The sequence below is a fragment of the Candidatus Accumulibacter cognatus genome (assembly GCF_000584975.1).
Taxonomy (GTDB): Bacteria; Pseudomonadota; Gammaproteobacteria; order Burkholderiales; family Rhodocyclaceae; genus Accumulibacter; species Accumulibacter cognatus.
This window is the reverse complement of sequence record NZ_JDST02000075.1, coordinates 1-20,614: the sequence shown is the minus strand read 5'-3', so window position 1 is coordinate 20,614 and position 20,614 is coordinate 1. Positions and strand designations below refer to the sequence as shown.

Here is a 20,614-nt window from a genome sequence, read left to right as displayed (position 1 = left end):
CGGCGGTTGATTTGCTGCCTGGCAGCGGGCTTGTCCTTGGCGGCCGCCGAGGCCGCCAAGGCCGCCCCCGGGCCGGCAGTCGAACTGGTTTTCGGCGATCCGCAAGCGCCCACGGCCTTGCGCGTCGCGGCGGCCGGCGGCGAGACGATGGCGGTGCCGGCCAACACACCGCTCGGCAGCCTGTGGAAAGTGTTCATGCATGTCTACCTGAGCGCCAGCGCGCGCAGCGTCGGCGATTACCGCTGCACGGGTGGCGACCCCGGCGAGGAAGCGTATTGCTGCGCGCCCGGCGAAAGCATCGGCCGCGACGAGGCGCTGGCCAGGTCCTGCGGACTCTACTTCAAGCCGCGTCGGCTCGGCGTGTCGGCGGCGGCCTGGCGTGCGTGGTGGACGCGTCAGGCGCCAGGTGCGCCCGCCTGGTTGTTCGACCTCGACAAGCTGCAGCCGGCAACCGAGGTCTCCGTCGCCTCCCTGCTCGCCGCGTTCGCCGCGATCGACGGCGAGCATCGGCGGACGACGATGGCGGCGCTGCAGCGCGTCAGCCTCGAACCGCGCGCCCGCCCCCTGCTCTCGCATCTGGGCAACCGGCTGCGCGTCAAGACCTGGAGCTGGCACGACGGCAAGGGACGGCGAATCGGCGGCTTCGCCGGCTGGCTGAGCGACGGCACGCCGCTGTGGTTGCGCGGCAGCGGCAGTAGCGCCCAGGTCATCGAGCAGACGGCGCCCTGGCTGGCTGGCTCGCTGCCGCAGCCGACACCGCCCGACGAAGACTGCGTTCGCGTCCGTTTCTTCAGCCGTTACCCGCTCTCCGAAGTCCTCGTCGACGGCCGTCCGGCAGCGGAAGGCCCGCTGCGCGGCCGCGTCGAAGCCCGCTTTGTTAACGCCCGGCGGCTGTTCTTCGCCAGCAGCGGCGAACTTGGCCTGAGCCGTCCCGGTAGCCGGCCAGTCATCACCGGCCGCGTCGGACTGAATGACTACGTCGCCCGCGTCGTCCAGCGCGAGGCCGGCGCGGAACCGCCGGCCGCCGCGCGCGCGCTGGCGGTGGCCGCGCGCACCTATCTCGTCCGGCACGCCGGACATGGCGGCGGTTGCTACGAGATCGAAGACGACAGCCGCACCCAGCGGGTTTCGCCGGCGCCGCCGGACAGCGCCAGCCTGCGCGTCGCCCAGTGGAGCGACGGCCTGGTCCTCGGCGGCGTTGCCGGTCGCTACCACCAGACCCGCAGTGCGCCGCAACAGCTTTCGTGGCAGGCGGCCGTTGCCGGCGCGGCCGAGGGCGCGCGCTGGGACCAGATCCTCGAGCACGCCTATGGCGGTGCCGGCTTCACTGTCGCCGGCGACGCCGATGCCGGCGAATGCCAGCCCCTGGCCCGCGCCGAAAACTGGCTGGCTGGCCGCCAGGCCGGCTGGAAGCGGCGGCTGGCCGGCGTCCCCGGTTTCGAGGCACCGGTGCCCTTGCCGCGCGTCTGCCGCCTCGAGCACGGTAACCCCTACGCCGACATCGAACGCGGCCGCATCTACGCGACCGGTATCGGCAGCACCAATGAACGGCTGACACTCGCTCACGAGTACCTGCATTTCGCGCTTGCCAACCATCCGCGCGGCCGCGACGAGGACTTCGTCGAAGAGACGGCGCGTTCGCTGCTCGGCACCCCTTGATCGCGATGCCCATGCTCACCATCTTCCGCCATTCCGTTTCCGCGTTCCTCCTCGCCGCCTCTTGCACGGTTTGCACGGCCTGCGCGGCGGCCGACAGCGGCATCGCGCTCGACGGCCCGCGTGGTGGCTGGCGCAACGGCGCGCTCGCCGAGGACAGGGAATCGGTCATCGCCGCCGCCTATCCGAAGCCGCCGGTCGACCGCGGCGGCCAGAAGAACCGCACGCTGATCGAGGGGCAACTCCGGCAGGCCGGCAAGAATCGCCAGCCCGGCCGGCTGATCGTCAATGGCATCGACATGCCGCTGTACACCGACGAACAGGGGCGCTTCGTCAAACCCTGGGCATTCGGGCCGGGCAGCAACAGTGTCGAGATCGTCGCCCCCGGCGGCGCGCGCCGCCGCCTGCAGTTCTACGAAACCCACGCCGAAAAGACGCGCAGCAAGCTGCGCATCGTCCTCGGCTGGGACGATGCGCGCGCCGAGGTCGACCTGCATATCCTGACGCCCGACGGCGAACACGCTTTCTGGGCGCAACCGCTGCTCCGCCGGGGTGGCGGTCTCGACGTCGATAGCGTCGATGGCGGCGGTCCGGAAATCTTTTCCACCGCCACGCCGGTGCCCGGCACCTATCTCGTCTATGTCAATTATTGGGGCAACTTCAATGCCGCCGGCTACAATTTCGACGCCGACGCGCACGACAAGCCGCTGATCACCACCCGCATCACCATCGTCAGCAACGAGAACACCCCCGACGAGCGCCAGGAAACCCTGCTCGTCCCCCTGCGTCGCGTCGGCGACCTGACCTTTGTCCGCGCCCTGCGTTACGGAGAGAGAAAATGAGCCGCCTCGTCCTGCCGCTGTTCCTGGCCCGGCACCTGGCCTGGTGCGCGCTGCTCGCCGCCACCGCGGCGCCGGCGCAGGTCACACTCGACGCGCCACGCGGCGGCTGGCGGCACTCCGGCGGCGAGCCGGCGCAGCACATGCAGGACGTCCACTACCCCGCCAGCCGGGTCAATGCCGGGGGCGCGCGCAGTGGCGAGGACGGCGGCGAACTCGGCGTGGCGATCCGCGGCAGGATCGCCGGCGCCACCGCGGCGAAGACGAAGCAACCGCACCTGCTGGTCGTCAATGGCGTCGCCATGCCGCTCAGCGTCAACCCGGACGGCTCCTTCGCGCGTCCCTACTCCTTTCCGCCCGGCGCCAGCAGCCTCGAAGTGCGCACCCCGGACCGCAAGCAGGGGCGCCGCGTCAACTTCTACGACGCCAACCTGGCGCGCCAGCGTGTCGGTCTGCGCATCGTCCTCAGTTGGGACAGCGACATGACCGACATCGACCTGCACGTTATCTCGCCGGACGGCCAGCACGTCTTCTTCGGCGAGCGTCTCGGCAAGAACGGCGGCGCACTCGACGTCGATGTCACCGGAGGCTACGGTCCGGAGATCTATGCGATCCCCTCGCCACCGCATGGCAACTGGCAGGTCTACGTCAATTACTTCGGCGGCGGCATGGGCGATGGGCAAGCCGAGGCCCAGGAAATCACCATCGCCCAGGTTGCCATCATCACCCGCGAAGGCACGCCCGACGAAAAACTCCAGGTCTTCCGGGTGCCCCTGCGCCGCCCCGGCGAACTGACGCTGGTCAAGTCCTTCGTTTTTCCGTGAACGCGCGCCGCCCGTGGGCGGTGGTTCTGGCGGCCGTGTTGCTCGCCGCCTGCGGGGAGAAGGCAGCGCCGACGCCGATCGCGCACGACGCCTACGTCTGGCAGCGTCGCTGGCAACCCGCGCTGGCCGCAGCGTTGCGCGATGCCGCCGACCTCGTGGGCGCCTGGCGGATCCTCGCCGCCGAGGTCGATCGCCAGGGTCGATGGCAGCCGATTGCCGTCGACCGGGCGGCGATCGCCGCCAGTCACCGCCCGGCGATTCCCGTCGTGCGCATCGCCGCGCCCCTGGCAACGCTCGACCGGGCCGCGCTGATGGCCGACCTCCTCGCCCTGCGCGGCGACTGGCCGACATCGACGACGCTTGAAATCGACCACGACTGCGGCACCCGCCAGCTCGCCGACTACGCGCGCTTCCTCGTCACCCTGCGCCGCGCCCTGCCGTCCGGCCAGCGCCTGTCGCTGACCGTGCTGCCCGACTGGCTGGGCGCACGCGAACTGGATGGCCTGTTGGCGACGGTCGACGAAGCCGTGCTGCAAGTCCATTCGCTCGACAAACCGGCGTACCGCCTGTTCGATGCTGCCAGCGCGCGCGCCTGGACGGCAGGCCTCGCCCGCCGTACCGACAAGCCTTTCCGGGTGGCGCTGCCCAATTACGGCTCCCGCCTCGTGCTTGACGGGCGAGGCCGCATCGCCGCCGTCGAAAGCGAAGTCCCGTGGGCGGCAGAGCGTGTCGGCGAAGTGCCCAGGGAAGGTCGCGAACTGTTCGCGGCGCCAGCCAGCGTCTCGGCCTTCCTGCGCTGGCTCGAGAAGAACGCGCCGCGGCATCTCGCCGGCGTCGTCTGGTTCCGCCTGCCGCTTGCCGGCGACCAGCGCGCGTGGACACCGGCCACCTGGCGCGCCGTCATCACCCACCGCGAAAAACCCGTCCGCCTGACCGGCGAACTGCAGCCGGGCGACCGGCCGGGACAGCAAGTCGTCGTGCTGCAGAATCAAGGCGCCATGGACGGCCCACTGCCGGCCGCCCTGATCGTCAAGGCGCCTTGCCGCGGCATTGCCGGCACGAACGGCTATGTTCTCGAACGAGAAAGCGACGACAGTGTCTTCCTGCGTAGCCAACAGGCGCTGTTGCGCGCTGGTGATCAGGTCATCGTCGGACTGGTGGAATGCTCCTCGGGGAGTGGTCGCGTCCAGATTGACGAGTGATTGATCAAGGGCGCGCGGCAGATCCGGGAAGGCGATGAGCGGCGCACCGCCAACGCAAGGCCGGGGGCCGCCACCGCAGGCTGACCCAGTCGACGGTTCATCCGCGACGACTCAGGAGCACGCGTCAGTCTGGCGCCAGGCCGAGAGGCCTGCCGACCAGCTTGATGATTGCCCCGCACACCAGGTACGCGCTGATCAGGCCCGGAATCGCCAGGTAGCGAACAGCCCTTGCTGATCGCCCCGGCGGCAGATGATCGCGGACCGCCAGAAACGGAATGACGTTGATGGCATGGTAGTTGGTCATCGGGTAGGGCAGAAAGAACAGCATGGCCGGCGTATCGATGAAAAAGAACAGCCCCCCGTCGCCCAGCGTCTGCGCCAGGCCCATGACAAGAATGTAGTTCCAGAGACCATAGCGGTAGCGGTTGATGAAGAACCAGAGCAGCGAGAAGATCACCGCGTAGGCCGGCAGGGTGAACAGCAGGTCGAGCGCATAGCGGACCAAGCCCTGAACGAAGGACGTCTCCCCGACGATGCGCAGCGCCGGAAAGACCGGCATCGAGATCATGTGCATGCCCTCCACCGCGGCGGCGAGGACAATGCCCAGGACAAGGAATCGGATTTTCGGCGTCAGTGCGGGCAGTGCCCCGACCAGCGTCGGGCGCAAGGCCAACTCGCCCAGGAGAAGCGCGATCACCAGCAGGCGAGTGACGCTCTCGGGCGACAGGCCGGACAGGCCAATCGACAGGCCGATGGCGACGATCGCCCAAACACAGTAAAGCGCCGGCCCGATTCCCGGCTTGGGAAGCAGGCGGGCAAGAAACGAGGTCATGCTTCCCTTCCTTGGTGCGGCGCGAAAAGCAAATTTAGCGTGCCCGCAAGGCGGAGACAAGGGATACGGTCGGTGTTCCGAACCAAATTCCGATGGATATTGGAGGTTTGGTGTTTCCACTTTGTTTCGGTGGCAGGGCTGCCTGGTGGGACGCGTCGATGCCGATGAGGCGCGCCTGCTGCAGTGGACCGGGACGGCGCTGCGGCCGTGGGCCGAGGGCTTGCCGAGCGCCTGACCCGGCCACGCACGTGATGGCGCTGTCGGGCGGGGCAGCGAGGGAGTGCAGGCGCCCGGCCCCGCGACAGTGCCGCAGCGCCACCAGTCCCACCGCGGCCGGGAAGCGCATCAAAGGCCTCGGCGGGTTGCGCGTGGGCAGCGCCGATCTTCCTGTCGCGCTCGCCGGCAGGCCGGGTCCGGATGGACAATTTTTCTGATTTTGTCATGGACAAAACGACAAAAATGGCTTGACATCCCCGAATTGCGCGCTTATATTTGCGACACACCCTCAAATTGTCCAGGACAAAAAGATGCCTCGCCTGCCAGCCCGCAGTTTCTCCGATGCCCTTCCCTCCCTTTCGCCAGCCCGTCCACGCCTTGGATGGGCCGCTGGGCGGACCTTCGCCGGGAGCGTTGCCAGGGCTTCCGGCGCGGCGTCTGAGACCCCGGCACACCGCTCGATTGGTCCTGTCGTGGACAGCCTGCAAGCCCTGGGGCTGACCCGCCTGCGCTCCTGCCTGCTGTCGGCCGTCGCGTTCTCCGCCGGTATTTTCGTCACCTCGCCCGTTCTTGCCGCCGACTCTTGCCCGCCCCTCCTCAAGCACAGCTTCCCTTCGCTGCAGGACCAGAAGCCGCAATCGCTCTGCCAGTGGCAGGGCAAGGTGCTGCTGGTGGTGAACACCGCCAGTTACTGCGGCTTCACCTCGCAGTACGATGGGCTCGAAAAACTTTACGCCCGGTTCAAGGAGCGCGGACTGGTCGTCGTCGGCTTTCCGTCGAATGATTTCGGCAACCAGGAGCCAGGCAGCAATAAGGAGATCGCCGAGTTCTGCCGGCTGACTTACGGGGTGCAGTTCCCGATGTTCGCCAAGGCCACCGTCGTCGGCAGGAACGCCAGCCCACTTTATTTGCAACTCACCAGGGCGACCGGCGAAGCGCCGCAGTGGAACTTCCACAAGTACCTGATCGACCGCAGCGGCACGCGGGTGTTGAGCTTCGGCAGTCGCGTCAGGCCGGACGACAGGGAACTGCTCGCCCGCATCGACGAATTTCTCGGCAAATAGCGATCCGGCTGTCGCCGTCATCGAGTCCCCATTTCCTTCCTCCCCCGGAGAACACACCATGAACGCCCCAGACAGATTCTTCCTCGCCGACGTGCAGGCCAGCGCCGACCAGCGCCAACTGGCGATCCACAAGGTGGGCGTCAAGGGCTTGCGCTACCCGCTCGCCCTGCTCGACGCCGACGGCAAGGTGCAGCACACGGTCGCGCAGGTGGCGATGTCGGTCGGGCTGCCACCGGAGGTCAAGGGCACGCACATGTCGCGCTTTGTCGAGATCCTCGAACAGCGGCGGGCGCCATTGAACGTCAGTCGCCTGCTGCGCCTATTCGAGGACATGCTGCTGCGGCTCGACGCCAGCAGCGGCGAGATCGAACTCGCTTTTCCGTACTTCATCAGCAAGGCGGCGCCGGTATCGACCGTCGAGAGCCTGCTCGACTACGACGTGCGGATGATCGTCGCCAAGCGCGCAGGGCAGGCAGCCGAAGTGACGCTCGAAGTCGTGGCGCCGGTGACCAGCCTCTGTCCGTGCTCGAAGGAGATCAGCGAGTACGGCGCGCACAACCAGCGTTCGCACATCACGATCATCGCCAGGCTGCGCTCCGGCATGACGCCCGACGAACTGGTACGGCTGGCCGAGGAGGAGGCGTCGTGCGAGATCTTCGGGCTGCTCAAGCGGCCGGACGAGAAGTGGGTGACCGAGCGTGCCTACGACCATCCGAAATTCGTCGAGGACCTGGTGCGCGACATCGCGCTGCGCCTGATGAACGAGCCGCGCATTGCGCAATGGACGGTCAAGTCGGAGAACTTCGAATCGATCCACAACCATTCCGCTTACGCCGAGATCAACGGCGACAACGCCTGAACCGGGAGGAGCCGAGGATGTATCGACCACCAGCAGCACAACGCATCGCCGTCGTCGGGGCGGGGATTTCCGGTCTGGCGAGCGCCTGGCTGTTGTCGCAGAAACACGCGGTGACGCTCTACGAAGCCGGCGACTACCTCGGCGGGCACACCCACACCGTCGATGTGACGCTCGATGGTGTGTGCCATCCGGTCGATACCGGCTTTCTCGTCTACAACACGCACACCTACCCGAACCTGACGGCATTGTTCGCGCATCTGGGCATCGCCAGTGTCGAGACCGAGATGTCCTTCGCGGTCAGTCTCGAAGAGCCCGGCATCGAGTGGGCGGGCAGCAGCCTGGCGACCGTCTTCGGGCAGAAGCGCAATCTTCTGCGCGGCGATTTCTGGCGCATGCTCGCCGACATCCTGCGCTTCAACCGCGACAGCATCGCCTGGATCGAACAGTATCCGGACTACGGCGGCAGCCTGCGCGAGTTTCTCGCCGCCGGTCGCTACTCGCGACCCTTTGCCGAGTGGTACCTGTTGCCGATGGCGGCGGCGATCTGGTCGTGCCCAGCCGGGCAGATGCTCGACTACCCGCTGGCCAGCTTCGTGCGCTTCTGTCGCAACCACGGCCTGCTGCAGGTTTTCGACCGGCCGCTCTGGCGCACCGTCAAGGGCGGCGGCCGCGAATACGTGAGGAAGCTGGCGAGCCGCCTGGCCGACATCCGCCTCGGCACGCCGGTGCGTGGCGTGCGGCGGACCGATGCTGGCCTGCAGGTCATCACCGATGGCGCCGTCGCCTGCTATGACCAGGTCGTTCTCGCCTGCCACAGCGATCAGGCGCTGGTCCTCCTCGCCGAGGCCGCGACGCCCGCCGAGCGCCGCCTGTTGGGGGCGATCCGCTATGAGCCGAACCGCGCCGTGCTGCACAGCGACGCCGCGCTGCTGCCGCGCAAGCGGGCGCTGTGGTCGGCGTGGAACTACCTGTCGAGCGCTCAGGAACTCGACCGGCGGCCGGTCAGCGTCTCCTACCTGATCAACCGCCTGCAGCCGCTGCCGTTCAAAACGCCGCTGATGGTTTCGCTGAACCCGCAGCGCGAGCCGAAGGCGGAGTCGGTGATCGCCGAATTCGACTACGAACACCCGATTTTCGACGGCCCGGCGATCGCTGCCCAGCGCGAGTTGCCGGCGCTGTCCGGCAGGCACAGCGTCTGGTTCTGCGGCGCCTGGAACGGCTATGGTTTCCACGAAGACGGGCTGAAATCGGCGCTGCAGGTGGCCAACGGACTGGGCTGTCAGGCTCCCTGGCAGGGTGGCGAAGCGGCGGCTTCGCCGGCGCCCGTTTGCCGGCAGACGACGGAACTCGCCGCATGAACGCGACGCCGGCTCGCCTCTTCTTCGGACAGGTGATGCACCGCCGTCTGCGGCCGGCCGCCAATCGCTTCGTCTATCCGGTCTACTTCTGCCTGTTGCCGTTGTCGGCGCTTGCCCGTTCGGCGAGCGCGCTGTTCTCGGTCAATCGCTGGAACCTGTTCAGCTTCCACTTCGCCGACCACGGCGCGCGCGACGGCTCGCATCCGCTGTCCTGGATACGCCGTCTGCTGGTGCAGGAGGGCGTCCATGCCGACGGCGAAGTCTGGCTGCAGTGCTTCCCGCGCGTTCTCGGTTTCGTCTTCAACCCGATCAGCCTATGGTTCTGCCACGACCGCGCGGGCGACTTGATCGCCGTGCTCGCCGAAGTCAACAACACTTTCGGCGAACGCCACAACTACCTGCTGGCGCATGCCGACGGGCGGCCGATCCGTGACGGCGAGACGCTGGAGCGCAGCAAGGTCTTTCATGTTTCGCCGTTCATGGCCGTTGCCGGTCACTACCGCTTTCGCTTTCATGCGCGCACCGGGGATGACGGCAACGTCGCCTGGCGCTTGACGCGCATCGATCACGGGGACGCCGCGGGCGATCTGCTGCATACCTCGATTTCCGGGAGCGCCGAACCGCTGGCCAGCGGTCCCCTGCTGAAAGCCTTCGTCCGTTTCCCGCTGCTGACCCTGGGCGTGGTCCTGCGCATTCACTGGCAGGCACTGAAGCTGTGGGTCAAGCGCGTTCCCTTCTTTACCAAGCCAGAACCTCCATTCGAGGAGACGACGCGATGAATGCCATGGAATCCACCCTGACATCGAGCCTTGCCCTGCCGGGCACGCGTGCGCGCACGCCACGCAGCGCCAGGGTCGTGCTCGCCCTGCTGGAAAAGCTCGAGCACGGCACCCTGGAACTTCGCCTGCCCGACGGATCGCAGCATCACTTTGGCGAGGCGGCGCACGCGGATGCGACGCTCGATGTCGGTGACTGGTCGATGTTCGACAGCGTTCTCGAACGCGGCGATGTCGGTTTTGCCGAGTCGTGGATCGCCGGCGACTGGCACAGCCCGGATCTCGGCGCGCTGCTCACCCTGCTGGCAAACAATCGCGAGCGCCTTGCGCAGGCGGTTTATGGTCAGTGGTGGGGCCTGCTGACGGCACGCCTGCGTCACTGGCTCAACGCCAACACGCGCGCCGGATCACGCCGCAACATCATGGCGCACTACGACCTCGGCAACGACTTCTATCGGCAATGGCTCGACCCGACGATGAGCTATTCGAGCGCGCTCTACGCGAGCGACGCGCCGCGGCCGATGGCTGCCGCGCAACTTGACAAGTATCGACGCATCCTGAAGCGCCTCGACTGCCGGCCTGGCCAGCGCGTGCTCGAGATCGGCTGCGGCTGGGGCGGCTTCGCGGAAACGGCGGCGCGTGAAGCCGGGCTCGAGGTCGTCGGCCTGACGCTGTCGCCGGCGCAACTGGAATTTGCGCGCGAGCGCATGCGGATCGCCGGACTCGAAAGGCAGGTGACTCTCGAATTGCGCGACTATCGCGAACTGGCCAACGAGCCGTTCGACCACATCGTTTCGATCGAGATGTTCGAGGCGGTCGGCGAGCGCTGGTGGCCGACCTACTTCGCGACCCTGCAGCGGCTGCTGGCGCCGGGTGGGCGAGCCGTCGTGCAGAGCATCACCATTCGCGACGAGCTCTTCGCGCGCTACCGTCGCGGCACCGATTTCGTTCAACAACACGTCTTCCCCGGCGGCATGTTGCCGAGCCCGTCGGCTTTCCGCCGGCAGGCCGCCAGGGCTGGACTGGTGGTGCGCGATTCCTTTGCCTTCGGCCGCGCCTACGCGCGCACGCTGGCCGAGTGGTCGGCCAACTTCGAACGGTGCTGGCCGACGATCGAAGCGCAGGGTTTCGACGAGCGCTTCCGTCGCCTGTGGCGCTTCTATCTGGCGTATTGCCAGGCGGGATTCAACAGCGGCTGCACCGACGTGCTGCAGTTCGAACTGGCGCACGCCCGATGAAGACGCTGATCGCCCTGCTGTTCCTCGTCTGCAGCGGCCTCGCGCAGGCGCTGCCGGAAGCGGTGCGCAAAGCCGAGGCCGGTTGGCGGCAGTGGGGGAGCGGCGAAATGAGCTGGCTCGGCTTCTCGCTCTATCGCGCCACCCTGTGGGTCGTCGGCGAGCCGGCGACGACCCTGCCGACGACTGCGCCATCGGCCCTGCAACTCGACTATCGGCGCGACATTCCGCGCGACCGCCTGGTGCAGACCAGCGTCGAGGAAATGCGCCGGCTCGGCGCCAGCGAAGCACAGTTGCAGCGCTGGGAGCCTGAGCTGCGGCGCGTCTTCCCCGACGTCAAGGAGGGCGACAGCATCACCGGCGTGCACTATCCGGGGCGTAGCGCGGCCTTCTATCACCGTGGCCGGGCGACCGGCGAAGTGGCGGACGCCGAGTTCGCGCGCCTGTTCTTCGCCATCTGGCTCGACCCGCGCAGCCGCAGCCCGAGCCTTCGCTCGGCGCTCCTCAAACGTCCGGAGACTTGACCGTGACTCCCGCCCTGACCGTGTCGCTCCGCAAGCGGCAGTTGCTCGCCTACGGCGCACTCGGTCTGCCGCTGGCGATGGCGGCACTGCCGGTTTACGTTCACGTGCCACGCCTGTACGCAGAATCCGCGGGCATGAGCCTGAGCCTGCTCGGCTCGCTGCTGCTGGCAGCACGCCTGCTCGACGCCGGCATCGATCCGCTGCTCGGCGGCTGGAGCGACCGCGCGGCGAGCCGCCAGCGCCTGATCGTGTTCGCCTTGCCGTGCCTGGCGCTGGGCATGCTCGCGCTGCTCCATCCGCCGGCCGTCGCCGCGCCGTGGTGGCTGCTCGCATCGATGCTGTGCACTTACTTCGGTTTCTCGCTGGCGAGCGTCGCCTATCAGGCCTGGGGCGCCGAACTCGGCCGTGATGCCGGCGAGCGGACGCGGCTGACGGCCAGTCGGGAGGGCTTCGGCCTGCTCGGCGTCGTTCTCGCGGCGGCGCTGCCGGGGCTGCTGGCGAAGGATCTCGCGCAGGGACTTTCCGGGCTGGCGCAACTTTTCCCCTTGCTGTTGCTTTTCCTGGCGAGCTGGACCCTGCTCGGCACACCGCCTTCGGCCGAACGCCAGCCGGCGGGCGGCCGGCTGCTCGGCAACCTGCGCGGGGTCCTCGACGATGGCCGCTTTCGCCGCCTGCTGGCCGTTTTCGTCGTCAACGGCATCGCCGCGGCCTTGCCGGCAACGCTGGTCCTCTTCTACGTCGCCGACGTGCTGCAGGCCGAAGCCTGGAGTGGTGCCTTTCTCGCGCTCTACTTCGTCAGCGGCGTCGCTTTCCTGCCCCTGTGGGTCGCCCTCGCCAGGCGTTTCGGTCGCGTCCGCACCTGGGTCGCCTCGATGCTCGTCGCCGTCGCCTCGTTCGTCTGGGCCTGGGGATTGGGGGCCGGCGACATCTGGCCCTTCGCCGTCGTCTGCCTGCTCTCGGGGGCGACACTCGGCGCCGACCTGACACTGCCCGCGGCCTTGCTTGCCGACCTCTGCGAACATCCGACGGGCGGCAGCGGCGAGGTCGGCAGGTCGGCGCAGGCCGGCGCCTACTTCGGCTGGTGGAATCTCGTCGCCAAGCTCAATCTGGCGCTGGCCGCCGGTCTATCCCTGCCCTTGCTCGATCTGGTCGGCTACCGGCCGGGGGTGGCGGCGGCGACGGCCGGTCTGGCCGCCGTCTACTGCCTGCTGCCACTGCTCTTCAAGTCCATCGCCGCCATCCTGGCGTGGCGCTGGCGCCGCACGCTGGAGGTCTCCTGATGAAAACCCTGTGGCTCGCCTGCTTCACTTGTGGAATCCTCGGTCTCGGCGGCTGCGCCGGCACACCGGTCGACCGTTACCAGGCCGAACAGCCAGTGCTTGATCTCGCCCGCTACTTCAACGGCACGATCGACGGCTGGGGAATGTTCCAGGATCGTTCGGGCGAAGTGATCAAGCGCTTCCATGTCGTCATCGACGCGAAATGGGAGAAGCGCGACGGCGTCGATGTCGGGATGCTCGACGAGAACTTTGCATGGTCGGACGGCACGACGTCACGGCGGGTGTGGACGATCACCCGCGTCGGCGCGTCGCGCTACGTCGGCCGCGCCGACGATGTCGTCGGCGAAGCACAGGGTGAAGCGGCCGGCAACGCTCTGCGCTGGCGCTACGTGCTCGCCTTGCCGGTCGACGGCCGCGTCTGGAACGTCGACTTCGACGACTGGATGTATCTGATCGACGACAAGGTGATGCTCAACCGTTCGGCGATGCGCAAGTTCGGCATCCATCTCGGCGACGTGACGCTGAGCTTCACGAGGCGCTGACGCCATGAATCCACGCCTCACCGACTGGTCGGGCAAACGCGTCTGGCTGCTCGGCGCCTCGACGGGCATCGGCGCCGCGCTCGCCGGCCAACTGCTGGCACGTGGCGCGCGCGTTGCCTTGTCGGCGCGCAACACCGCCCGTCTGACCGAAGTCGCCGCCGACGCCGGGCACGCCCTGGTCCTGCCCTGCGATGCCGCCGACGAAGCGAGCCTGCGCGCCGCCTGGGACGCCTTGCTGGCGGCGTGGGGCGGTGTCGACGTCGCGCTGTACGTGGCGGGTGACTATGTGCCGATGCGCGCCTGGGAACTCGATACGGCCACGGCGCGGCGGATGATCGACGTCAATCTCGTCGGTGCCGTCACCTTCGCGGCCTGCGTCGTGCCGCAACTGCTACGCCAGGGCAACGGCCAGATTGGTTTCGTGGCCAGCGTCGCCGGTTATCGGGGTCTGCCGAAGTCGCTGATCTATGGTCCGACGAAAGCCGCGCTGATCAACTTCGCCGAGGCACTGTACCTCGATCTGCGGCCGCAAGGCATCGGCGTGCGGGTGATCAATCCGGGCTTCGTCGCGACGCCCTTGACCGCGCAGAACGATTTCGCGATGCCGGCACTGCTCACCGCCGAGCAGGCAGCGCTGGCGACGCTCGCCGGTTTCGCCGGCGGCGCCTTCGAGATCCACTATCCGAAGCGATTTACGCGCGTGTTGAAGCTGCTGGCGCATCTGCCGTACCGCCTCTACTTCCCGCTCGTCCGCCGTCTCGGCGGCGCAAGCGGGCGCCCACGATGAGCAATGCGGCTTCGGTCGACGCGCTGGTCGCCTTCTTCGAGGACTTGCACCCCGCGGCCGTCGCCCGCTTTGCCGAATACTACGCGGACGACGCGTACTTCAAGGATCCGTTCAACGAGGTGCGCGGTGTCGCGCCGATCCAGCGGATTTTCGCGCACATGTTCAGGCAGGTTGACGAACCGCGCTTCGTCGTCCGCGAGCGCGTGGTCGCCGACAACGGCGCCTTGCTGGTATGGGAACTGCACTACCGGCTGAAGGGCGCGCGGAAGACGGCGTCACCGCCAGTGATTCGCGGAGCATCGCACCTGCGCTTCGACAGCGCCGGCAAGGTGATCTGGCACCGCGACTACTGGGATGCCGCCGAAGAGCTGTACGCCAGACTCCCGGGAATCGGCTGGCTGATGCGGCTACTCAAGCGCCAACTGGCGGCCTGAGCCTGCGCTGCGGCCGGCCGGCGGCGCCGTCAGTTTGCGCTGCTGGCCGGCTCGGCGAACGCGAGCACGACGCGGCGGCCCATCGCCGGCTTCTTCTCGATCCGGGTGACGACGACGGCGCCGATCTCGGCGGTCAGGACTTCCTTGCATGGCATCGATGCCGGGGCCAGGTCATTGCTCGACTTCGGAAACTGGTCTGTTTCATCGCACTACGCAAGGTGCATCGGGATGCCCGGATTATCCGATTCGGATATCCCGAGATTGGATCGGCGGTTCCTCAACCCGGAGAGGGTGTTCTCTGAACCTGGGAATGGCCATGCGGCCGGGCGGAGCCGCCTAGTTTGAGCCATTCCCGGCACTTGGCGAGAACGGGTTTTTCAATCCACTTGTGAATGATGATGCCGCAGGCAACCGAAATGGCCATGATCACGGCCAGCAGCAGGAGCGCCTTGGCTTGCGTCTTCTCGCCCGCAGGTACCCAGTCGAGTGAACGGAGCCCGTTGGATACGCGTTTCTGGAAAAAGAAATGTACCAGGTAGATTGAGTACGAGGCGTCGCCGATCAACAGGAGCCAGCGCTGCCTTTTCCAAAAGCCTTCGAGTCTTGCCGATACCGAAGCTAGCAGGAGCAGCGCGCTGCCTATTCCGAAACCCAGGGTCAAGGTCAGATTGTTCCAGACCGGCAGTGTTGGATCGTCGAGCAGAATGTACCAACAGGCGGTGCCGACGAAAATCAGCGTGCCGGTGATGAGACTGACGATGCCGATCCAGTCGCGACTGTCCTCGCCTAAATGTTTGCGCAGCGCCATCACCGTCGCCGAGGTGAGAAGGCCGAGCATGAACAGGGTATTGATCAGATTGAGGCCGATCAGGTTGGCGAAGTGGTAGTGGTCATTGAGCGCGACCAGCACGAACCATGTGGCGAAGACCAGTATCCCCAACGACCTCTTGACGATGAAGGTGATGAAAATGCCGTAGAACACCATCTCGTAAGCCAGCGTCCAGGCGACTGCGACGAGCAAGGATTTGCTGGACGTGAATAACAGGGCATTCAGGAAGAAGTCGCCGACTTCCATGCGGTTGGTGAACACCTTCCAGCCACCCGAGAAAATGAACACGATCCAGTACAGCGGATAAATGCGCACCAACCGCTTGAGAAGGTAATCCGGAACCCTGTAGAAATTGTCCACGTCGTTGCGGTGCGCATGGTAGATGATCAGGCCGCTGATCACGAAAAACATATGCACGCCGGAAAATCCGAAATTGCTCAGGGTAAGCAGCGGCTTTTCACCGTACCAGGAACCAATCAAGGCCGTTCCGTGGTAGACGGCCACCAGCAGACAGGCCAGACCCCGGCAGATCTGGGGAGTATACAGAGTGGCCTCAGGCCATTCGATTCTTGGAGGTGCGCTTGTACTCATCGTCCTCGGTCTGGAAACACTCTTCGTAAAGAGAGGATTGTCGCACATAGCATGCGCCTGGCGGTTCCGCGGCGCCCACTCAAATGGTTGCGGCTCTGTTTGGCCATGGTTTTTCGGCTATCACGCGGCCAGTTTCTTGGGCAGGTAGTCAGCGCACTTGTCGACCGGCGCCCGCGCTTCTTGAGCGAGGCGTTGGCAGGTCGCGCTGCGGCGCATCCCCGCAGCCACATCGCTGACCTCGCCTTCGTGCAGGGCGTGTGCGCGCTCCAGCACCCTCGCTTCGGCTTCTTCGGTGCCTTCCGCAGGGAAGCCCGTAGGTTGGGCTGAGGCACGAAGCCCAACATTCCAGGGGGGCGTTACCGGGTTCGGGGGTGTTGGGCTTCGTGCCTCAGCCCAACCTACAGTTGACCGACCCGCTGGAGTACCTCGCCGGGCGGCTGCAGGGGTAGGCGCTGGGCCGCGGTCGCGCAAGAAAAACCCCGTCGGGGTTTCCGGGGCTGGACCTTCAGCCCGTAGGTTGGCCGACGCGCTGGAGTACCTCGCCGGGCGGCCGCAGGGGGGAGGCGCTGGGCCGCGGTCGCGCAAGAAGAACCCCGTCGGCGTTTCCGGGGCTGGACCTTCAGCCCGTAGGTTGGGCTGAGGCACGAAGCCCAACATTCCAGGGGGCGTTACCGGGTTCGGGGGTGTTGGGCTTCGTGCCTCAGCCCAACCTACAGTTGACCGACGCGCTCGCTGGTCGTGCCGGTGCTACGCGCGCAGTAGGCGATGCGCAGTCGCCGACGTTTCATGAGGGCCGCGGCGATCGTCGGGAAGTGTTGGGGGGCGCAGTGCCGGGCGGCAGCGCTGACAAGTTGCGGATGCGCCGGACGATGTCTGCGGCGGCATCCTGGCTGGTTTCGAGCATGCTCGCCAGGCGCTCGCGCAGCGGGCTGATGTGTTCGGCAAGAATTTCCCCGATGTCGAGGGTAGCCAACAGGAAAGAGGCAGTGAATGGACAATCGACGGGTTCCATGGCGGTCTCCAACCGGGATTTTGCGCGAGTCTGCGCCAACACAGTCGCAGAGGGTGAGATTCGCCCTGGATGAACGAAAATATTTCGAAACCGCGCAGTGGCTTCGAGCACGATAGCGTTTTTCCAGGCGCCGGCGACTGCCCACCGGAGTGGCTGGCCGCCGTCGCGAGCAGGCGAGATGATCCGGGACTTTGGGCGATGCGCTGGGTCACCCTTGCCGCAAGGACGTGCCGAGGCTGGCCCATTCTCGCGCAAGGGTTTAATATGCCCCCGCCACTCATTCGTTTGCGCTTGCCCCAAGAGGAATGATCATGAAGATCCCCGCCATCGTCAGTACCCGCAGATCCCTTTCCCTGTTGCTTCTCGCGCTGGCCGCCAGCGGCTGGGCCGGCGCCTTGCCGGCCGCGGAGATGCCGAAACGCAAACCTGGCCTGTGGGAGGTCAACGCCCGCATGGAAGGAATGCAGGCGATGGGCGCCATCCAACAATGCATCGATCAGTACACCGATGACATGATGCAGCAACAGGGGAAGAGGGAAAAACAGAACTGCAGCGTCATCGACATCAAGCCGCAGGGCAACCAGGTGACGGTTCATTCGGTGTGCAAGGTGGAGGGCAGTACGGCCACGACCGATGCGGTGTTTGCCGGCGCTTTCGACTCTGCCTACAAGGGCGACATGCATACCCGTTTCAACCCGCCGATGCATGGCACCAGCGAAACCAGGATGTCTATCGACGCCCGCTGGCTTGGCCCCTGCAAGCCTGGCCAGAAACCCGGCGACGTGATCATGCCCAATGTCGGCGGGATGAATCTCAAGGAGATGATGAAAGATCCGAAGGTACAGGAAATGATGAAACGGCAGAAGTCCGGCAGCGGGGCGCCTTGACAGCCATTTGATATGACATCGAACATCAGCAACGAGTCCCGCGAGTCCGGCCCATCGACCACCGTGAATGAGCCGCGACTTTGGTGCCACAAGGGCTGGCGCGCCCGCATCATCAAGAACGAAGACGATGACGGCTGGGCTGTCGAGATGAGCAAGGACGGCGAACCCGAACCCGCTCTGGTCAGCCCGTGGACGATGGGGCGCGACAAGAGGAACCCCAAGCCGCTTGACGCCGCGGCATTCAACACTTTGGTCAAGACTGCCTCGGAAGTCCTGCGCCGCCATGAACAACAACGGCACGCGCTGTACCACAAGCAGCTAGCGGTCAACACGCCCTCCGGACGGATCAGCGTCACGCTCGACATCATCGCCGACGAAGACGATCCGCATGCCCTGCTCAGAGCCTGCGATGCTTACGGCGAGCCACTCGCCGAGTTGCGTGTAACGGCCGGATTCCGACTCACCATGGCCAGCGCCAGGGCGTGGATCGACGACGACTTCCGCAAGCCCTGCTGATCGACCCTGGCCTGTTCGGCGGATCTCGCCCGTTCAGTTCGCCGCGTACACCAGGAACTCGGGGTTGTCCTGCAGGCCGCTGATGAACGCTCGTGGGGGACCAAAATCCGCCCCACAGCAATAGATCGCCTTGTCGTCGCGCGAGGCGACGTAAAAGTTGCCTGCCGCGTCGAAACACATTCCCGAAATCGTCCTGACGCCGCGGACCACCGTCTTCAGTTCGCCACTGCCGAAGTGATATTGCAGGATCGTGTCGGTACCGCTGCTGCCGATGTACAGATCATCACCGTGTGCGAGCAGGTGCACGGGTGCCTGCAGGAACTGGGCGTCGGCGATCTGCCCCTGCAGTTGCCCCCGCGTTTTGCCCTCGGCGAGATCGTAGATCTTCACCGCGTTGCCCGGTTCGTCGGCGACGTACAGTGAGTTGCCGTATACCAGAACGTCGCGTACCGAGTGCGCGACCTTGGTCCGCTTCGGATGCTTTTTGGACGGGTCGGGCGCGACGACCACCGCCAGTCCTGCCGGCTGCCGGCAATTCGATGGCGGACGCGCCGGCGAAGCCGGCAATTTTCCCCTCGACGAGGCCACGAAGGTCCCCTTGAGGAAGCGCTTCCCCTTCTGTGCCCGCAAGCTGGCCGCCACCGCCAGCGCCGGACTGCGTTTCCCGGTTCCTGGCGGTTTCAGCGCGGTGACCACGTTGCTGTCCTGGCTCGACAGGTAGCCATTGTCGCGGCCGTCGAAAGCCAGCGCAAAGGGATGCACGATGCCATCGGAAACACGGGCATCGGCATAGATTCCCTGGTAGGCGTGGCGATGGTCGGCGTCTGGGATGGCGCTGTAGCAAAGAACCTGGCTGGCGTCCTTGTAGCCATTGATCACGAACAGATGGCCCGACGGACCGAAGACCAGATCACGCAGTTCGCTCAGTACCGGAGAGCCTGGCGGGGTCTGCAGGGCGGCCGTGGTGAGGCACACCGGCTGGCCGTCGATCAGATCATAAACATGCACGTTGTTGATCGCCGTACCGACACGACCGCCGTGAAATGTGATGTAGAACATCAGGCCCCTACCTTTCTGTCACAGGCTCAAGCAATGAACGGGTGAGAATGAAGTCTGCCGCTGACTGGCCGCCGGCGGCCTGGTGCTGGATCGCCGCCTGGCGCGGGTCGCCCGCCGGCCGCGAGAATGTAGCACGCTTTCATGGTAACGGTCATGATTGAGCGGCTCATCAGGACGATCGGGCCGAGGCCACGCGAAATCCGGCCGCGAGCCGGGCGCCAGCGCTGGCCGCGCAGCCGCATCGGTAGCTTGCGCTAGTAGACGTAAGGAAGCAGCTTGCGCACGCGTTGCCGATACTCGCGGTATTCGGGGAATTTCTGCTCGAGCCAGATTTCTTCCCGGCGCGACTTGATGTCGAGGAAGATGAGCAGCAGCGAGGCGTAGCCCAGAGTGAGCCAGCCATTGACCCACAGAGCCCAGCCGAAAGCGGCGAGGAGCACGCCGCTGTAGATGGGATGGCGGACGAAGCGGTAGATGCCGGCGACGACCAGTACGGCGTCTTTCCTCGGCTGCGGCAATGCCGTCAGGTTTTTCCCGAGATGCAGGCAGGCGAGCAGCGAGATGGCGATGCCGAGCGCCAGCAGGACGCCGCCGAAAACCCTGCCGAGCCAGGTGTAGGGTGCCGTCCAACCCCCGCCGGGCCAGGTGCTCGGCCCGAGCAGCAGGAGTGCGAAGAGCATCATCTGGGCGACGACGTACCACTCGCCGCGGCTGCCAAAGCGTGCTTCGTGCTGCTGCATGCGATTACTGCCGGAGGTTCATGCTGGCAGTCAGGTGCTCTGGCGGGCGGCGGTGGCGCCGGAACCCGCCGCGAGCGAGCCCGCCGATCTGCCGCCGGGGCCGCGTCCTTCCTTCATGATCTCGTGCGGGTGCCCGGAGAGCGTCCGCTTCTGGCGGATGAAGGTCGATTCCACACCGCAGGCGAGTTCGCGGATGACGCGCTGCTGGCGATCCGGCAGTGTCGCCTGCGCCGCCGGGCCGTCAACGGGAACCGGGCCCAGATCGCGCGAGCGTGCCTGCGCCACGGGCAGGCACGCCAGCAAGAGCAAGAGGACGGCTAAGATCCTCGGCATTTCCTTCTCCCCGCAAGACGGTCACCGCCAAAATGCAGAGAATAGGAGATTCGAGCCCATTGTCGCAAGAGCATGATCGCGGTGGGGGCGCGGTGCAGGCCTTCCTCGCGGATGATCTTGTTGATGCCCAGCATCCGCGGCGCGACTTCGTCGCCGCGCAAACCGGAAGCCGCCACGGCAAACCCCACGCATTGCCGCCGGCACCCGCTCCGCGGGCGC

22 protein-coding genes and 2 pseudogenes are annotated in these 20,614 nt (G+C 66.3%); 16 read left to right on the top strand and 8 right to left on the bottom strand.

Annotated elements, in window-relative coordinates:
• The first annotated feature begins 30 nt into the window (after positions 1 to 30).
• Genes AW06_RS14300 through AW06_RS14285 form a run of 4 tightly spaced genes read left to right on the top strand, consistent with a single transcriptional unit; the run spans position 31 to position 4,521 of the window.
• Complete coding sequence (locus tag AW06_RS14300; RefSeq protein ID WP_273704725.1) at positions 31 to 1,659, top strand: DUF2300 domain-containing protein; 1,629 nt, start codon at positions 31 to 33, stop codon at positions 1,657 to 1,659.
• Positions 1,660 to 1,664: 5 nt separating this feature from the next.
• Positions 1,665 to 2,498, top strand: coding sequence for a DUF2135 domain-containing protein (locus tag AW06_RS14295; RefSeq protein ID WP_034951401.1), 834 nt, complete (start codon positions 1,665 to 1,667; stop codon positions 2,496 to 2,498).
• Positions 2,495 to 3,319 carry a DUF2135 domain-containing protein gene (locus tag AW06_RS14290; protein ID WP_138677544.1) on the top strand — a complete coding sequence of 275 codons (825 nt, stop codon included), beginning with the start codon at positions 2,495 to 2,497 and terminating at the stop codon, positions 3,317 to 3,319. The genes AW06_RS14295 and AW06_RS14290 overlap by 4 nt, the downstream gene beginning before the upstream one ends.
• Positions 3,316 to 4,521 carry a DUF3142 domain-containing protein gene (locus AW06_RS14285; protein WP_273704724.1) on the top strand — a complete coding sequence of 402 codons (1,206 nt, stop codon included), beginning with the start codon at positions 3,316 to 3,318 and terminating at the stop codon, positions 4,519 to 4,521. Before AW06_RS14290 ends, AW06_RS14285 begins: the two co-directional genes overlap by 4 nt.
• Positions 4,522 to 4,645: 124 nt before the next feature.
• Here the strand turns inward: AW06_RS14285 and AW06_RS14280 are convergent, their stop codons facing one another.
• The gene (locus tag AW06_RS14280) at positions 4,646 to 5,353 is read right to left on the bottom strand and encodes a hypothetical protein (RefSeq protein WP_034951400.1); all 708 of its coding nucleotides are present in this window, start codon (positions 5,351 to 5,353) and stop codon (positions 4,646 to 4,648) included.
• A gap of 764 nt (positions 5,354 to 6,117) precedes the next feature.
• Between AW06_RS14280 and AW06_RS14275 the strand changes: the two genes are divergently transcribed.
• From AW06_RS14275 to AW06_RS14230, 10 genes are read left to right on the top strand one after another with little or no spacing between them, the layout of a single operon-like run.
• The gene (locus AW06_RS14275; RefSeq protein ID WP_246148396.1) at positions 6,118 to 6,633 is read left to right on the top strand and encodes a glutathione peroxidase; all 516 of its coding nucleotides are present in this window, start codon (positions 6,118 to 6,120) and stop codon (positions 6,631 to 6,633) included.
• Between the two features lie 58 nt (positions 6,634 to 6,691).
• A complete protein-coding gene (gene folE2 / locus AW06_RS14270; protein WP_034951398.1) occupies positions 6,692 to 7,492 on the top strand; it encodes a GTP cyclohydrolase FolE2 in 801 nt (266 codons plus the stop codon).
• A gap of 17 nt (positions 7,493 to 7,509) precedes the next feature.
• A complete protein-coding gene (locus tag AW06_RS14265) occupies positions 7,510 to 8,850 on the top strand; it encodes an FAD-dependent oxidoreductase (protein WP_034951396.1) in 1,341 nt (446 codons plus the stop codon).
• Positions 8,847 to 9,629: a DUF1365 domain-containing protein gene (locus AW06_RS14260; protein ID WP_034951394.1), complete on the top strand. Its 783-nt coding sequence runs from the start codon at positions 8,847 to 8,849 to the stop codon at positions 9,627 to 9,629. Before AW06_RS14265 ends, AW06_RS14260 begins: the two co-directional genes overlap by 4 nt.
• On the top strand, positions 9,626 to 10,864 hold the full coding sequence (locus tag AW06_RS14255; RefSeq protein WP_034951392.1) for a cyclopropane-fatty-acyl-phospholipid synthase family protein: 1,239 nt from the start codon (positions 9,626 to 9,628) through the stop codon (positions 10,862 to 10,864). Before AW06_RS14260 ends, AW06_RS14255 begins: the two co-directional genes overlap by 4 nt.
• Complete coding sequence (locus AW06_RS14250; RefSeq protein WP_034951391.1) at positions 10,861 to 11,385, top strand: chalcone isomerase family protein; 525 nt, start codon at positions 10,861 to 10,863, stop codon at positions 11,383 to 11,385. Before AW06_RS14255 ends, AW06_RS14250 begins: the two co-directional genes overlap by 4 nt.
• A gap of 2 nt (positions 11,386 to 11,387) precedes the next feature.
• Positions 11,388 to 12,665, top strand: a complete 1,278-nt coding sequence (locus AW06_RS14245; RefSeq protein WP_034951388.1) for an MFS transporter — start codon at positions 11,388 to 11,390, stop codon at positions 12,663 to 12,665.
• Positions 12,665 to 13,207: a DUF3833 domain-containing protein gene (locus AW06_RS14240; protein WP_034951386.1), complete on the top strand. Its 543-nt coding sequence runs from the start codon at positions 12,665 to 12,667 to the stop codon at positions 13,205 to 13,207. The genes AW06_RS14245 and AW06_RS14240 overlap by 1 nt, the downstream gene beginning before the upstream one ends.
• A gap of 4 nt (positions 13,208 to 13,211) precedes the next feature.
• Complete coding sequence (locus tag AW06_RS14235) at positions 13,212 to 13,994, top strand: SDR family NAD(P)-dependent oxidoreductase (RefSeq protein WP_034951384.1); 783 nt, start codon at positions 13,212 to 13,214, stop codon at positions 13,992 to 13,994.
• Positions 13,991 to 14,428 (top strand): nuclear transport factor 2 family protein, encoded by a 438-nt coding sequence (locus AW06_RS14230; RefSeq protein ID WP_034951383.1) that lies wholly within the window; start codon positions 13,991 to 13,993, stop codon positions 14,426 to 14,428. Before AW06_RS14235 ends, AW06_RS14230 begins: the two co-directional genes overlap by 4 nt.
• A 29-nt stretch (positions 14,429 to 14,457) precedes the next feature.
• On the opposite strand, the pseudogene AW06_RS20785 reads toward AW06_RS14230, so the two are convergent.
• The 4 genes and pseudogenes from AW06_RS20785 to AW06_RS14220 all read right to left on the bottom strand — a co-directional run.
• Positions 14,458 to 14,562, bottom strand: a pseudogene (locus AW06_RS20785) (alanyl-tRNA editing protein); the annotation flags it as partial.
• Between the two features lie 143 nt (positions 14,563 to 14,705).
• Positions 14,706 to 15,848 (bottom strand): acyltransferase, encoded by a 1,143-nt coding sequence (locus AW06_RS14225; RefSeq protein WP_046536716.1) that lies wholly within the window; start codon positions 15,846 to 15,848, stop codon positions 14,706 to 14,708.
• A 135-nt stretch (positions 15,849 to 15,983) separates the two neighbouring features.
• Positions 15,984 to 16,157: pseudogene (locus tag AW06_RS20780) on the bottom strand (ISKra4 family transposase); the annotation flags it as partial.
• Positions 16,158 to 16,632: 475 nt separating this feature from the next.
• Complete coding sequence (locus AW06_RS14220) at positions 16,633 to 16,860, bottom strand: hypothetical protein (RefSeq protein ID WP_034951377.1); 228 nt, start codon at positions 16,858 to 16,860, stop codon at positions 16,633 to 16,635.
• A gap of 311 nt (positions 16,861 to 17,171) precedes the next feature.
• Between AW06_RS14220 and AW06_RS14215 the strand changes: the two genes are divergently transcribed.
• Both AW06_RS14215 and AW06_RS14210 read left to right on the top strand, forming a co-directional pair.
• Positions 17,172 to 17,747 carry a DUF3617 family protein gene (locus AW06_RS14215; protein ID WP_034951375.1) on the top strand — a complete coding sequence of 192 codons (576 nt, stop codon included), beginning with the start codon at positions 17,172 to 17,174 and terminating at the stop codon, positions 17,745 to 17,747.
• Between the two features lie 12 nt (positions 17,748 to 17,759).
• On the top strand, positions 17,760 to 18,263 hold the full coding sequence (locus AW06_RS14210; RefSeq protein ID WP_034951373.1) for a hypothetical protein: 504 nt from the start codon (positions 17,760 to 17,762) through the stop codon (positions 18,261 to 18,263).
• A 33-nt stretch (positions 18,264 to 18,296) separates the two neighbouring features.
• Here the strand turns inward: AW06_RS14210 and AW06_RS14205 are convergent, their stop codons facing one another.
• The 3 genes from AW06_RS14205 to AW06_RS14195 form a co-directional block, all read right to left on the bottom strand.
• Positions 18,297 to 19,322, bottom strand: coding sequence for a hypothetical protein (locus AW06_RS14205; RefSeq protein ID WP_034951370.1), 1,026 nt, complete (start codon positions 19,320 to 19,322; stop codon positions 18,297 to 18,299).
• Between the two features lie 254 nt (positions 19,323 to 19,576).
• The gene (locus AW06_RS14200; protein WP_034951368.1) at positions 19,577 to 20,062 is read right to left on the bottom strand and encodes an isoprenylcysteine carboxylmethyltransferase family protein; all 486 of its coding nucleotides are present in this window, start codon (positions 20,060 to 20,062) and stop codon (positions 19,577 to 19,579) included.
• Positions 20,063 to 20,092: 30 nt separating this feature from the next.
• On the bottom strand, positions 20,093 to 20,395 hold the full coding sequence (locus tag AW06_RS14195; protein WP_034951367.1) for a hypothetical protein: 303 nt from the start codon (positions 20,393 to 20,395) through the stop codon (positions 20,093 to 20,095).
• Positions 20,396 to 20,614: the final 219 nt, after the last annotated feature.